Source organism: Mesorhizobium sp. WSM4817, from assembly GCF_055811135.1.
This window is the reverse complement of the sequence record NZ_JBVVQQ010000013.1, coordinates 142,306-156,014: the sequence shown is the minus strand read 5'-3', so window position 1 is coordinate 156,014 and position 13,709 is coordinate 142,306. Positions and strand designations below refer to the sequence as shown.

Here is a 13,709-nt window from a genome sequence, read left to right as displayed (position 1 = left end):
ATGCATTAAAGCGCCGCGTTGCCGCAGTGGTGATTTGGCGATTTTCCGACCGCCGGCCGCGTGCTAGATATCTTGCCGTTGCTGCGTGAAGAGGCAGGCATTTGAATATCCGGCGGAGACGATGGAGCATGCCGGCGGCATTCGCCGCGGCCTATTTGCTGGTGCTCCAGTCGGTGCTTGGCGCATTCGCCTTCGGCATCGGGCCGGATGCTTCGCAACGCGACGCTTTCGGCAACGTCATCTGCACCCAGGAGGGCGCTGCCCAGCGTCCCGGCGGCGATCCGCACCAGCAGCACATGCCGGCTTGCTGCATGCCTGGCTGCGGCATGGCTTCGGCTGTCTACGCGCCGCCGCCCGCTGCCGCCACGCTGTCCGGCAATTTTTCCGTCGAAACCGTCGCGTTTGTGCTGCCGGCGTTCAGGCATCTCGACTTTGCCCGCGACCGCTCTCCGTCGAATCCGCGCGCGCCTCCGGTGACGGCCTGATCCGTCCCGGTTCGCCATGCGGAATTTTTCGCGGGCGAATTCGTTCAACATCGAAACTGTTCGCGACTGGCCGACGGCGCGATTTCTCAGGTCCTGGAGCTATCATGTCTCACACTTTTCGCGTGCGGCTCGGCCGCAACAGCCGCTTCCTGCGCAGCTTCGAGGAGCGACTCGGCGTCACCGTGCTCCTCCTCGCCCTGCTGTTCGTCAACGCCCAGGCCGTCTTCGCGCATGAGTTCAGGGTTGGCGACCTCGAAATCGTGCATCCCTGGTCGCGCGCCACGCCACCGGGCGCCAAAGTGGCCGGCGGCTACTTCACCGTGACCAACACCGGCAGTTCGCCGGATCGGCTGCTGTCGATCTCCTCCGATGTGTCGGACAGGACCGAACTGCACGAAATGGGTGTCAAGGACGGCGTCATGACCATGCGGCCGGTCAGCGGCGGCCTCGAAATCCCGGCCGGCGGCAAGGCCGCGCTAGCTCCCGGCGGTTATCACTTGATGTTTATCGGCCTCAAGCGTCAGCCCAAACAAGGCGAGAAGTTTTCCGCTGCGCTGACCTTCGAAAAGGCTGGCACGGTGGCCGTCGAGTTCACGGTGGAAGGCATGGGCGAAACGGGCGGCATGCACGACCATGCCAATTGATCCGGCCAGATCCGCACAATTCAAACTCGAGGAACCATCATGAGCAATTATCTTCTGTCGGCCGGCGTGTTTTTCGTCCTGGGGACCAGTGCTGCCTTTGCCCACATTACGCTGGAAGCGCAGGAGGCGGCGGTCGGTTCAACCTACAAGGCCATCCTGCGCGTGCCGCATGGCTGTGAAGGCAAGGCGACGACCGCCGTGCGCGTGCAGATCCCGGAGGGAGTGATTTCAGTGAAGCCGATGCCGAAGGCCGGCTGGACGCTGCAGGTCAAGAACGGCAGATACGAGAAATCCTATCAGCTCCATGGTCAAGAGGTGTCCAGCGGCGTCAAGGAAGTCAACTGGAGCGGCGGCAGCCTGCCGGACGAATTCTACGACGAATTCGTCTTCCGCGGGACACTGGCGGCGGATCTGCCGGCAGGCCAAACGCTCTACTTCCCGGTGGTGCAGGAATGCGACGGCGCCGCCGAACGCTGGATCGAGATTCCAGCGGCCGGCCAGGATGAGGACGCGCTGGAATATCCGGCGCCCGGCCTCAAGCTTGCGCCGAAGCTATGATTTTTTGGCGGCGCGCCTTGTTCGAAAGAGTGCGCCGCTGTTTTGTGCCGTGACATGAGTGCTGCATCCCTGCTGCGAACGGTCTGCACAACCGGCCGATTTGCGATCTGCCTGCTGGCTGCGATCGTGCTGCTTGCCGCCATTGCCGCGCCAGGTCAGGCCTTCGCCCACGCGGCGCTGGTCACAACCGAGCCGACGGACGGCGCCGTGCTGGCGCAGAGCCCCGCGCAGTTCTCGCTGACCTTCAGCGAGCCGGTGTCACCGCTGATGCTGACCTTGGTGCGGCCCGATGGAACGCCGGTTCCGCTGACATCCTTTCGGCTCAATGGCCAGACGCTCGACATCGACAATCCGCAACGGCTCGGATCCGGCACGCATGTGCTGAGCTGGCGGGTGATCTCCGCCGATGGCCATCCGGTTGGCGGCTCGGTGCTGTTTTCGATCGGCGCGCCGAGTGCGGCGCCGGCCGTCGCCGAAGCTGTCGACCGGGGTCTGAGGTCGGCAATCTGGACCGGCAAGGTCTTTCTCTGTTTCGGCCTGTTTCTCGGCGTCGGCGGCGCCTTTGCCATCGCCTGGCTGGCGAAGGGCGGGCGTTCCGGCCGGCGCTTCGTCATCGCCGCGATCCTGTGCGGCCTCGTCGCGGCGCCGTTATCGCTCGGCTTGCAGGGACTGGACGCGCTCGGCGCACCGTTCGTCCGGCTGGCGCAGCCAGGCGTCTGGCAGGCCGGGCTCGGCACCAGCTTCGGCTGGACAGTGCTGGTCGCGCTGGTGGCGCTCGGGCTTGGCCTGCTGTCGCTGGTCGGGCCGCGCGGCGGCGCAAAGCTGTTTGCCTTTGCCGGCCTGGCCGGTGTCGGCGCCGCCCTTGCCGCCAGCGGACATGCAAGTGCTGCCGAACCGCAATGGCTGACAAGGCCGATGGTGTTTCTGCACGGCGCCGGCATCGCGTTCTGGGCCGGGGCGCTTGCGCCGCTCGGTCTCACTATCAGGCGGAAGCCGGCCGAGGCCGCACCTTTCCTGCATCGGTTTTCCCAGGCGATCCTACCTGTCGTGGCCGTGCTTGCGGCCACCGGCTTCGTGCTGGCTGTCATCCAGGTACAGGCGCCCGCAGCTTTGCTCGAGACCGCCTATGGCCGGCTGCTGCTGGTCAAGCTGGCGCTGCTGTTGTTTCTGTTCATTCTGGCCGCCATCAACCGCTGGAAGCTGACCGGTCCCGCGGAAGCGGGAGAGACGGAAGTACAGAAGAGGCTGGTCCGCTCGATCGGCATTGAGATGCTGATCGTTCTGGCGATATTCGGCGTTGCCGCCGGCTGGCGCTTCACGCCGCCGCCACGCGCCCTGGCGATCGCAGCGGCGCAGCCGGCTTCGGTGCATATCCACACGCCGAAGGCGATGGCCCACCTCAGCATCACACCCGGCCATGTTGGGCCGGTTGCCGCCTCGATCGTCATCATGACCGGAGATTTCGGCCCGCTCGACGCTGAACAAGTGACGCTGGTGCTGTCAAAACCCGATGCCGGGATCGAGCCGATCAAGCGCGCGGCGAAAAAATCAGGCGACGGCACCTGGCGCGTCGACGGTCTCGTCGTCCCGGTTCCCGGCCGATGGACAGCACGGCTCGATATTCTCGTCTCGGATTTCGAGATCGTGAAGATAGAGGCGCCGATCGACATCAGGCCTTGAGGACCAGCCGGCAGTCTGCGCAACACATTTCGGCGAGGCGGTTGACGCGGCCTTGAAGGCCCGTCATTCATTTCGGCAAGATTGGCATCTCGACAAGAATGGCATCCCAAGAAGAATGGGCACCGCTACAAATCGCGCCTCAACAAAAGATCCGAAAGCAGGGAAGAAACGATGGAAAAAGCCGAAATCGGCCTGATCGGCCTCGGCACGATGGGCTCCAACCTGGCGCTCAACATCGCCGAGAAGGGGCACCGCATAGCCGTTTTCAACCGCACCGCGGCACGTACCGACGCCTTCGTCGAGAATGCCGGCGCGCTGAAGGACATGGTTGTTCCCTGCTACAGCCTGGAGGAACTCGCCGCCGCCATCCGGCCGCCGCGACCGATCATCATCATGGTGCTGGCCGGCAAGCCGGTCGATGAGCAGATCGCGGCACTGCGCGGCGTGCTGTCGGCCAACGACATCGTCATCGATGCCGGCAACGCCAATTTTCGCGACACGATGCGGCGCTTCTCCGAGCTTTCCGATTCGGGTCTCACCTTCATCGGCATGGGCGTGTCCGGTGGCGAGGAGGGCGCGCGCCATGGACCGTCGATCATGGTCGGCGGCACGGAACAGTCCTGGAAACGCGTCGAAAAGGTGCTGACCGCAATTTCGGCCAAGTTCAGGGATGAGCCCTGTGCCGCATGGCTTGGCACCGATGGCGCCGGGCATTTCGTCAAGACCATCCATAACGGCATCGAATATGCCGACATGCAGATGATCGCCGAGATCTACGGCATCTTGCGCGACGGGTTAGGCATGGGGCCGAAGCAGATCGCACAGGTGTTTGCCGGCTGGAACAAGGGCCGGCTCAACTCCTACCTGATCGAGATCACCGCCAAGGTGCTGGCCGCCGACGATCCGAAGACAGGCAAGCCGGTGGTCGATATCATCCTCGACCGCGCCGGCCAGAAGGGCACCGGCAAATGGTCGGTCATCGAAGCGCAGCAGCTCGGCATTCCGGCCACCGCGATTGAGGCCGCGGTGGCGGCGCGCGTGCTGTCGTCGATCAAGGACGAGCGGCTGGCCGCCGAAAACGCCTATGGCAAAGGCGGCGTGACCACCATTTCCGGAGACAAGGACGCGCTTCTTGGCGATCTCGAACTGGCGCTGTTCGCCGGCAAGATATCAGCCTATGCGCAAGGCTTCGCGGTGATGAGCGGCGCGTCGAAGGAATTCAACTGGAACCTGCCGATGCCGACCATCGCCAAGATCTGGCGGGCAGGCTGCATCATCCGCTCGCAATTGCTGGACACGATGGCGGAAGCCTTCGGCACCGGCGGGGCGGCCACCAATCTTTTGATGGCGCCGGCTTTCATTGCAATGATGCAGGAAGCGCATCCATCGCTGCGGCGCATCGTGGCAGGGGCGTCGGAAGCCGGCTCACCCGTGCCGGCGCTGTCGTCGGCGCTTGCCTATTTCGACAGCTACCGCCAGGGCCGCGGCACCTCGAACCTGATCCAGGCGCAACGCGATTTCTTCGGCGCGCACGGCTTCGAACGCATCGATGGGCCGGGCGCTTTCCATGGCCCGTGGGGCAGCGGAGCGGCAGCTTAGCGCCTGATATCGGCCGTTGAGCAGACCTCAGCCGCATCCCAAAGCGGACATCCGGCCGCGCTGTCCGCCGGCATCTGCCCCGATGAGCCCAATGCAGCTTGTATGACTTGAAGCTAATATGCTATTCTACGTGATGCGCGGACTGCTGGCACTTACTATGCTGGTATTGGCGGCTACAAGAGTAGTCGCAGGTGAGCCGTTGTTCGACTCCATCGCTGCCGGCGACAAGAGTGCCGTGGAGCAAGCCTTGGCAGGCGGTGCCGAAGTCGACAGCCGGGCACGCGACCAGGCAACGCTCCTCATCGCTGCTGCTCTCGACGATCAGCTTCCCATTGCGGAATTCCTGCTGAGCAAGGGCGCCGACATCATGGCGCGCAATTCCGGTGGGTTTACCCCCCTCCACGCGGCTGCGTTTTCTGGAAGCCTCCCGATCGCCAAGCTGTTGCTCGAAAAGGGCGCGGTGCTCGAGGACTCGGCTAACAAGTCTGGGGTCACACCCTTGGTGATAGCGGGTGAGGAAAACCATGTCGAACTGGCAGAATTCCTCATTGCGCAAGGTGCGGATGTGAACCGGGCCGAGGGTCATGGCTATATGCCGATTACCCGCGCGTTCTGGAAGGGTAATACCGACATCATAAAACTATTCAAACGGCATGGCGCCACGTGCCAGGCGAAAGTCCTTGGCGAAGCGAACGCTGCGAAGTGCGACGCTATCCACGATTGAACGGAGAACGCAGATGAACATATTGATCACGAGGAGACTGGTTCGCAATTCGGTCTCGGCAGCCGTATGTTCGCTCACCCTGATGGCCGGTGCAGGCTCTGCCTTCGCCGACGACTCAGTGAACACTGGCTACTTCGGCGGCGTGGCGATCATGGGCTACGACACGGTCGCTTATTTCACCGATGGCAAGGCCGTAAAGGGTTCCGAAGAATTTTCCCATGAGTGGCTTGGCACGCCGTGGCATTTCGCCAGCAAGAAACACAAGGAAATGTTCATGAGCGAACCTGCCAAATACGCTCCTCAATACGGTGGTTACTGCGCGGGCGAGGTCGCACTCCATGAATCCGTCACTGTCAATGTCGATCCGGAAGCGTTCAAGATCATCGATGGCAAGCTCTACCTGATCTACGACGAAGGGAACGCGGCCGCTTTTGCGGACAATGCCGATGATTTTGTTCCGAAGGGCGATGCTAAATGGCCGGTTGTCCAAGCAAAGTTGGCAGTCGATGAGCCGGATTGGAACTTGATCAATAACCCCTGAGACTTGCGAGCTCAATTCACTGTCACGAAGTGAAACACCATACCTACATTGACATAAGAATACCCGTTGCCGGCAGCGTCCCTTCGTCTGTAGACGGGACCACAGATGGGGCGCCCAAACAAATTTTCGCTCTGCTCACATAAGAGGTCGCGATCAACGTAGACCCTCACGGTGATCATTCGTGTCATAGTGCGGAAGACTGCCGTGCCGTCCTGTTCGATCTGCATAATGGCTGGAAGCCCGTCGGGTTCGAGGTTGCCTTTCAAGGTCTTGCCAACCACAAGAGATGCGATTTCCGCGCCGTTCAACCGGGCATGTTCATCAGCGGTGAAGCCGAACGGCCATTCGGGCAGTCCTGCCTGGCGTAGGGCGTCGATGATCGGCGACAGATCTTCAGCGTTGCGAAGATGGGCATAGAGATTCCGAAACGCTTCCAACGACCGCAGTCGAGCCGAGGATTCGGTCCTCGCCACCAGCCGGAGGCCGTCCGCAATCGCCGCTTTGGCGTCCTCTGAGCGGCCGGCGCGGGCATAGGCCGCGGCGAGCAGAATCCTAAGGCTGCCCGCCTCTGGAGCATCGTCGCGAGCGCGCTCGAGAGTCTCAATGGCTTTCTTGGTGTCCCCGAGCAAAAGAAAGACAACTCCGACAACCTCGCGGTCTATCGGAGCCAGATTGGGATCAAGCTTCAATGCCGTCTCGACGGCTAATGCCGCTTCGTTATGATTGCCGGCGAACAGCTGGATATAACCAACGGCAATTTGCGTCGCAGCGTCTCCGGAGCCTAATGCGACCGCACGCTCCGCCGAGATGATCGCATCTTCATAGCGGCGATCCATGACCTGCATAATCCCGAGAACGGCGTAGGGCGATGAAAACTCCGAATCGAGCTCCAAAGCACGGCTTGCCTTCTCATATGCTCTCTTTCGCGCAAGCGCGCTCTGAATGATATCATCGGAGGCAGTGCGCCAAAGATAGACACTCAGCCGTGCGTCGGCGGCGAAGGCCTCGGCGAAGGCAGGGTCGAGCTTCTGCGCCTTCTCATAGAGCGCAAGCGCCTCGCGCAATCCGTCGCCTCGACCGGTGCGCGCCTCCCGCTCCGCACGCAGGTAGGTATCATAGGCTTCGAGATTTGCAGTCGGCGGGCGTGCCATTCGCTCGCTCTCGGCTGCCGAAGCTTGGACGCCGAGCGCCTTGGCGATTTCCCGGCCCATCTCGTCCTGGACGGCAAACACTTCCGCGATGCCGCGATCGAACCGATCGGCCCACAGATTGTCGCCAGTGGCTATGTCGATTAGCTGCGCATTGAGGCGGATTTGATCGCCGGTCCGCCTTACACTGCCGTCAACGACAAACCGCACGCCAAGATCGCGTCCGACATCTTCCAAAACGAGGGGCTTTCCTTTGTAGGCAAAAACCGAATTGCGAGCGATGACATCGAGGCCTGAAAGCTTGGCAAGGTCGGTAATCAAGTCCTCGGTGATGCCGTCGGCAAAATAGTCCTGGCTCGGATCGCCGCTCAGGTTTGCAAATGGCAGGACCGCAACGGATGGTCGTTGAAGCGCGGAGGGCCTCTGCCAGGCAAAGATGCCTACAACCAAGCCGATCAACAGGACCGCCGCGATTCCTGCCAAAATCATGATCCAGGAGCCCGGCCGGTGTGGCGGGGCCACGATCTTCCCCGATTGTCTGGGATCTAGCAGGACCCGATAGACGCGAATCGGATCGGCGATATTCTTGAGGCGCTGCTCTCCCAGACCGGCAAAGCCTACATCCACTTTGTGCGCTGCGTGATCGAACGCCGTGCCGGAGATGCAAATTCCGCCGGGCTCTGCGATCGCCTGCAGACGGGCGGCGATGTTTACCCCGTCGCCGTAGATATCGTCGCCCTCAACGATGATATCACCGAGATTGACACCAATGCGAAACCGGATTTGCCGGGCTTCGGCGGTGCCCTTGTTGCGGTCGGCCATCCGGCGCTGGATTACAGCAGCACACTGGACGGCATCGACGACGCTGGCGAACTCGACGAGCGCGCCGTCGCCCATGAGCTTGATCATGCGGCCGTGGTGCTTCTTGATCTCGGGGTTGATCAGTTCGCGACGGCAGCTCTTCAGTCCCTCGAGCGTGCCTACCTCGTCCTCGCCCATGAGGCGGCTGTAGCCAACCACGTCGGCAGCAAGTATTGCCGTAAGCCGTCGGTCCATACGTGCCGTGCGCCTTCCCTGGTCGGTCGTAGCGGCTTTACCTTTCACCCTATTCTAGTCCTGCTTCGGACGCGAGCGTGCTTTAGCTATAGCTAGGCGGATGGCGGGGTTACTCGGCATACGCAACGCGCCGGTCCTTCCATCCACGAGAGTTCTGAACGGAAAGCTCTCTCGACAAGATGTCCGCTTAGGTCATCAGCGCCGGCTTGGCTGAGTGTCCGCTTTGGAGACGCCGAAATGCTCTGGGAATGACCGGAATGGGTCAGATCGCGTCGATGCTCCCCAAGGTCCTGAATGTCCGCTTCCACCCCTTTAACGGCTGAAAGCCGACCGTCCGCTTCCGGCCCCATAGCTGTCGACTAGACTAAGCACGCCCGGCCTCCCATTCAGCACTATCAGGATTGGCTTACCATCCACTTAGCAAGGCGTTGATACCTAAACATCAGTTTTGCTGCCGACCTCCCATTCTGGCCAGGGAAGCATGAAGAAGGCGACCATGGCCAGCAGGCACGCCGCGGCGATGAACGCGAAGACAGCAGCGAATTGATTGACGCTAAACGTGCTCGCGGTGGACGCCACCCATCCAGTTGCGCCCTGCAAGATGGCAACGCCGAGGAATGCAGCTGTGTTCAGAATTCCGAATGCCCGGCCGACGACCTGAGGATCATATGCACTCTTAGTGTCTGCGAACTGCAGGATCGTGAAGCCGGTGAGCGCCCCAAGCGCAACGCACATCGTAGCATCGACGATCCAGTTGGCGGAGATTGCAAGGATAAGGAAAATCCCGGCGGAAGTGGCCATGCTCGCGCAGATCAGGTATCGCCGTGAGCGTCCTTTCGCCCGCACCAGACCGAATAGCGGTGGGCCAACCAAGGTCGCGACCGACGAGGCGAGAAGCACATTCCCGACGCCCGTCAGTGTGAAGCCGTGTCGCTCCATGAACAAGGGTGTCGCCCACAGGCCCCTCAGCGCGATGTAGGACGGATAGCCAACGAGCGCGAGCGCAACGATGCCCTTGGTCTGCCGTTCTTTCAAGATTGCAAGCGTCTCTCGAATTGCGCCTGGGATGTCGCCTGAGTTCTTGCCGTGATCATCCCGAACGAGGACCAGGATGCAGACCAAGTTTGCCGCCGCAACGACGCCTGTCACCACAAAAGCGCTGCGCCAGCCCCAATGTTCGACTACCCATGCCAGCGGCGTGCCAGTGGCCAGTAACCCAAGGCCGCTGAAGCTGAGAACCAAGCCCGATACTCGGGCAAAACTCTTTTCAGAAAAATGTTTGCTTACAAAGAACAGCGATCCCACAAAGGCTGGTGCGCAGCCGATGCCAATGAGCAACTGCCCCAGCATCAAAACCGGGAAGCCGGTTGCAATGAACGACAGGAGCGCTCCCGCTACTGCAAGGAGGAAAGCCGAACCAACGGTCTTTCTCACGCCATAAAGGTCAAGCGCTAGGCCCATCGGGATCTGGGCGAGGGCAAAGGACAGATGGAAGGCGCCGGCGTAGATGCCGAGTTCTTCGGTCGAGAGTCCGAATTCACGTTGCGGTCCGGGGGCGACGATGGCCGCAATAGTACGAAACACCTGACTCATCGCAGCCACGCCAACAAGCGTCGCGAGCATGACTCCGGCCGCACCGGCCTTGTCTGCGTTGAATACTTTCAGCCTACCGCCCTCCTTCCGGCCAAGCCGCAATGCGATCGATAACCTGGTATCCCGTTGCACCTAGGGGCAAATCTCTCCCATGGGAATGCGGCCTCGTCTGCCTACGCTGTCCGCAACTCGAGCATCTCGACGTAGTGCGGATTGTACATGATACCCAATACGTTGCCGAACGGATCAACCACCGAGGCGGTGACGAAGTCGCTCTCGCGCTTGGTGATCGGATCGTACTCCGTGGCGCCCATGGCCTTGAGCCGAGCGAACGCCGCCTCGATGTCGTCGACGTGCCACAGCAGTGTGGCGCCGCCCGGACCGGGCTGCATCGTTGCTGGTGAGTAGCGGCGGTCGATGATGCCGAACTCGTCCTCGTCGTCGCCGATTCGGAACTCGACATAGGCGGGGTTTTCCGCATCGGGCCGCTGGAAGTACGCCTCGACGCCGAACAGCTCCGCGTACCAGTCGCGCGCCGCGGCCACGTCGTCGGCCCAGAAGTTCACCGTGGCCATGCCACGCAAAAAGTGCTTGTTGTTCATTGTCGTAACCCTTTCCTTGATTGCGATCGGACGGCCAAATGATGCGCGATAGTGTAAAGCCCGTATTTCAAAAACCCGCAGACGGCTACGAGCCCCATGGGCGCCTCGATCCGGCCGGTTTCGACCGCCAAGGAGCGCGGTGTTCCGAACCTCATCGGGGAAGCGGGTAGCAAGGCCTGCTACTGACTCATCTTAATTGCACGTCTTAGGCGGGTGTAGTGACTTTGGAGGCGAGGCAGCCTCCAAACCTGGCGCTTTCCGGGTGGATCTGACAGGCAAGCTCGCGGGTGTCGGTCATCAGGCGCCCGTTGGGCGCCAGCTTGCTGGATGATCTGCTCCCAGCGGTCGGTCCGCATCCGGCCCCGTCCAGAAGAGCCGAAAGCGGTTTCACTTAGATGGAAAGGGAAGGGCCAGTTTCTGCTGGACCGGCCCAAGGTATCAAGGATCCGTTCTCTGCGGGCAAAATGCTCGTAGGTGATTTGCCACGGATCGTTGCCGGACGATCTTTCCTCGCCGATCCAATGGAAGCTGTCGGCCGCGATCTCGGTGAAACGCCACCGCGCTTTGAGGCCCCGCGAATCCTCGCCGATCTGGACAATGTCCTTACCCTCGGCTCGTCCAATCTGGCGCGAGTAGTCCTGGTTGAGCGGGTCGTTCCAGATGATGTGCCAGCCCCCGATGTCGGGATCGAAGATACGCAAGGTCGTGCCATACATGGTGGACGGCGCAGGGCGTCTGGGCCTGATCCAGATATCCTGAATGGCGCGACCTTCCAGCACCCAGCCGAAATGGATTTCTCCGGTTGATTCCTCGGTCGTGCCGTCATCGAGATGACGTATGGTGTCCATTTCCCAGCTTCCGATCAGCCACCCGTACAGGTGCATGTCTTTCGCCCCGTCGGCTGGCGGAGCCTTGGATCCGAGAGCGGCGAGAAACGGCGATATCGTCATAGTCAAAGACCTTTTGTTCTTCAGCAATCGTGGCAGAAGTTTAGCACGGCCCTCCTGACAGGGAGCCGTCAGGAGATCGGGCCAAACGTCGGGCTGGGCACGTCAGCCGAACGGCGGCTAACCGCTGAACTCACCCTGATTGCAGACAGACGGCTCACGGCCCCAAGGCTGCCAGTCAGCAGCGCGCATTTTGCAGCCAAGTGGAATCACTCGGCGTCGCGGAAATGCGGCTAAGACAAATAGATGGAGCGGGATGGCCCAGCTCAATTTGACCGCATCCGCTCTAGTCGGGACGGCGATAGGCCATAACCCCGGTCGGCTTGCTCAGGCTCTGCAAGGAGCCGGGTGCCGCGCCGCCGATCCAGCCCAGCACCGAGCGGGCGAGCTCCGCGCCGGCCAGCCGGAAGTTCTCGTTGACGGCCAGCAATTCCCTGCGGAACAGGTGCAGCAGGTCGGACGACTGCTTGGACACCGCGTCGACGTCCCGGCCGAGCCTGAACCTGGACATTCCTCGACCGCCTTGGTCGTAGCGAAGAAGTGCCAGCGCAGTCCACTGCCGGATTGCCTTCAAGGAGACAACCGGCAGTGGTCTGCGGAGTCGGAGAGAAACACTCTCGAAACAAAACCGCCGGATGAGCCATCCGGCGGCCGTATTTTTGTTTTTGACACTTTAAAGCTCGAAATGTGCGCATACGGCGCGTGGCCGAACTATCGGGCTTCGACAGATCCTTGCGGGCAGCTTCGTCGATCACGTCAGCGACGACCTTTGGCTGAGTCATAAAGACCCCATGGCTTGCCGCGACCTCCGTGATCGTCGCGCCGATGCGCTTCGCCATCGCTTGCAACATACGCTGATCGAAGGCCTTGTCGTCGGTTGCAATCACTGCCCAGCTCGGCTTGCTTCGCCATGCGGCATGCTCAAGCTTGGTTGCGAAGGCGGACATGTTTATCGGCACCTGAGAGTCCCGCATGAAAGCGGCATCCGCGTCCGTCGTGTCGTTGGCGAAGCCGATCTTGAACCTGTCGGGAGAAACGAAGCCGAAGCCGTCCGCGGTAGTTTCGATGACAAATTCAGGCGGGGTCTGGTAGCCCTCGTACTGCTGCGCAGTCGTCTCTCCGGCATCTGGCGACAACGCCGATACGTAAACCAGGCCTGTCACGTTTGAATGGGTACCTGCTTCCGTTATCACCGTGCCGCCCCAGGAATGTCCCACAAGGACCGCAGGTCCATCCTGACGGTCAAGAATGCGTTTGGTTGCGGCAACGTCGTCCGCAAGCGAGGTAAGCGGGTTCTGGACGATCGACACACGATAGCCGCGGGCGGTCAGTTCGTCATAGACGCCGCGCCAACCCGATCCATCAGCGAACGCGCCGTGCACCAGCACCACGTTCCGGACGGTCTGGTTGTCGGGAATTATCTCGGCAGAGTGAGTGGCCGTGGCTGCGGCAAGTCCTGCGACGGCGGCAGTTGCGGCCAGAAGGTTGGTCGTCCTGGAAGTCATGCTGATCTCCTCTTGTCTATCGATAACAATTATCGCGATATCTTTATCTACCGCTCCAGCCGCGACATGTCCAGCATAATTTTTATCGCGATATTCTTTTGGGATCGGGTAGGCTACATCGGGTCCAAGGAGAGCCACCCATGCCAGCGAAAAAACTCAACAACCCATTGCCGCTCGACGATCAGCTCTGTTACGCGATCTACTCTGCCGGCATGGCGATCCAGAGGGTGTACAAGCCACTTCTGGACGATTTGGGCCTGACCTATCCCCAATACCTCGTACTCAATGTCCTCTGGCGCGAGGACAAGCTGACCGTTGGCGGCATCGCCGAAAGGCTCGCGCTGGAGTCGAGCACCCTGACGCCCTTGCTCAAACGGCTCGAAGCGGCAGGACTTCTGCGCCGGACACGGAATCCCGCGAACGAGCGGCAGGTCGTAGTTGCGCTGACTGACAAGGGACGCGAACTCAGATCTCGTGCAGGCTGCCTTGCTGACGCTCTGCTTTCCTCCTCGGGACAAAGCCCAGCGCATCTCAACCAGATCAACCGTGACGTCAGGGAGCTACGTGACGCAATCTATGAACATACGGGCGTCTGGAGGAGTACGGCCTAAGCCGGCAAGCATGGGC

At 61.3% G+C, this 13,709-nt stretch carries 12 protein-coding genes and 2 pseudogenes; 8 read left to right on the top strand and 6 right to left on the bottom strand.

Annotated features, from left to right (window positions below; genetic code table 11):
• Positions 1-128: 128 nt before the first annotated feature.
• The 7 genes from AC0L2K_RS19195 (at position 129) to AC0L2K_RS19165 (ending at position 6,231) form a co-directional block, all read left to right on the top strand.
• Entirely contained in the window at positions 129-485 is a 357-nt protein-coding gene (locus AC0L2K_RS19195; RefSeq protein ID WP_473532057.1) for a DUF2946 family protein, read from the top strand.
• A 104-nt stretch (positions 486-589) separates the two neighbouring features.
• Positions 590-1,129: a copper chaperone PCu(A)C gene (locus AC0L2K_RS19190; protein ID WP_128169647.1), complete on the top strand. Its 540-nt coding sequence runs from the start codon at positions 590-592 to the stop codon at positions 1,127-1,129.
• A 39-nt stretch (positions 1,130-1,168) separates the two neighbouring features.
• Entirely contained in the window at positions 1,169-1,687 is a 519-nt protein-coding gene (locus tag AC0L2K_RS19185) for a YcnI family copper-binding membrane protein (protein ID WP_128169648.1), read from the top strand.
• Positions 1,688-1,741: 54 nt separating this feature from the next.
• Positions 1,742-3,367 (top strand): copper resistance CopC/CopD family protein, encoded by a 1,626-nt coding sequence (locus AC0L2K_RS19180; RefSeq protein WP_473532056.1) that lies wholly within the window; start codon positions 1,742-1,744, stop codon positions 3,365-3,367.
• A 171-nt stretch (positions 3,368-3,538) separates the two neighbouring features.
• Complete coding sequence (gndA, locus tag AC0L2K_RS19175) at positions 3,539-4,966, top strand: NADP-dependent phosphogluconate dehydrogenase (protein ID WP_473532055.1); 1,428 nt, start codon at positions 3,539-3,541, stop codon at positions 4,964-4,966.
• A 133-nt stretch (positions 4,967-5,099) separates the two neighbouring features.
• Positions 5,100-5,690 (top strand): ankyrin repeat domain-containing protein, encoded by a 591-nt coding sequence (locus tag AC0L2K_RS19170; RefSeq protein ID WP_473532077.1) that lies wholly within the window; start codon positions 5,100-5,102, stop codon positions 5,688-5,690.
• A gap of 13 nt (positions 5,691-5,703) precedes the next feature.
• Positions 5,704-6,231 (top strand): YHS domain-containing (seleno)protein, encoded by a 528-nt coding sequence (locus AC0L2K_RS19165; RefSeq protein WP_287059170.1) that lies wholly within the window; start codon positions 5,704-5,706, stop codon positions 6,229-6,231.
• A gap of 11 nt (positions 6,232-6,242) precedes the next feature.
• Here the strand turns inward: AC0L2K_RS19165 and AC0L2K_RS19160 are convergent, their stop codons facing one another.
• From AC0L2K_RS19160 to AC0L2K_RS19135, 6 genes and pseudogenes are all read right to left on the bottom strand, one after another.
• Entirely contained in the window at positions 6,243-8,435 is a 2,193-nt protein-coding gene (locus tag AC0L2K_RS19160) for an adenylate/guanylate cyclase domain-containing protein (RefSeq protein ID WP_473532076.1), read from the bottom strand.
• Between the two features lie 435 nt (positions 8,436-8,870).
• Complete coding sequence (locus tag AC0L2K_RS19155) at positions 8,871-10,160, bottom strand: MFS transporter (RefSeq protein WP_473532054.1); 1,290 nt, start codon at positions 10,158-10,160, stop codon at positions 8,871-8,873.
• Positions 10,161-10,201: 41 nt separating this feature from the next.
• Entirely contained in the window at positions 10,202-10,630 is a 429-nt protein-coding gene (locus AC0L2K_RS19150; RefSeq protein WP_287284925.1) for a VOC family protein, read from the bottom strand.
• Between the two features lie 179 nt (positions 10,631-10,809).
• On the bottom strand, positions 10,810-11,580 hold the full coding sequence (locus AC0L2K_RS19145) for a hypothetical protein (RefSeq protein ID WP_473532053.1): 771 nt from the start codon (positions 11,578-11,580) through the stop codon (positions 10,810-10,812).
• A 283-nt stretch (positions 11,581-11,863) separates the two neighbouring features.
• Positions 11,864-12,076: pseudogene (locus AC0L2K_RS19140) on the bottom strand (LacI family transcriptional regulator); the annotation flags it as partial.
• A gap of 235 nt (positions 12,077-12,311) precedes the next feature.
• Positions 12,312-13,082, bottom strand: a pseudogene (locus AC0L2K_RS19135) (alpha/beta fold hydrolase); the annotation flags it as partial.
• A 140-nt stretch (positions 13,083-13,222) separates the two neighbouring features.
• On the opposite strand from AC0L2K_RS19135, the gene AC0L2K_RS19130 reads away from it, so the two are divergent.
• Positions 13,223-13,693 (top strand): MarR family winged helix-turn-helix transcriptional regulator, encoded by a 471-nt coding sequence (locus tag AC0L2K_RS19130; RefSeq protein ID WP_473532052.1) that lies wholly within the window; start codon positions 13,223-13,225, stop codon positions 13,691-13,693.
• Positions 13,694-13,709 lie beyond the last annotated feature (16 nt).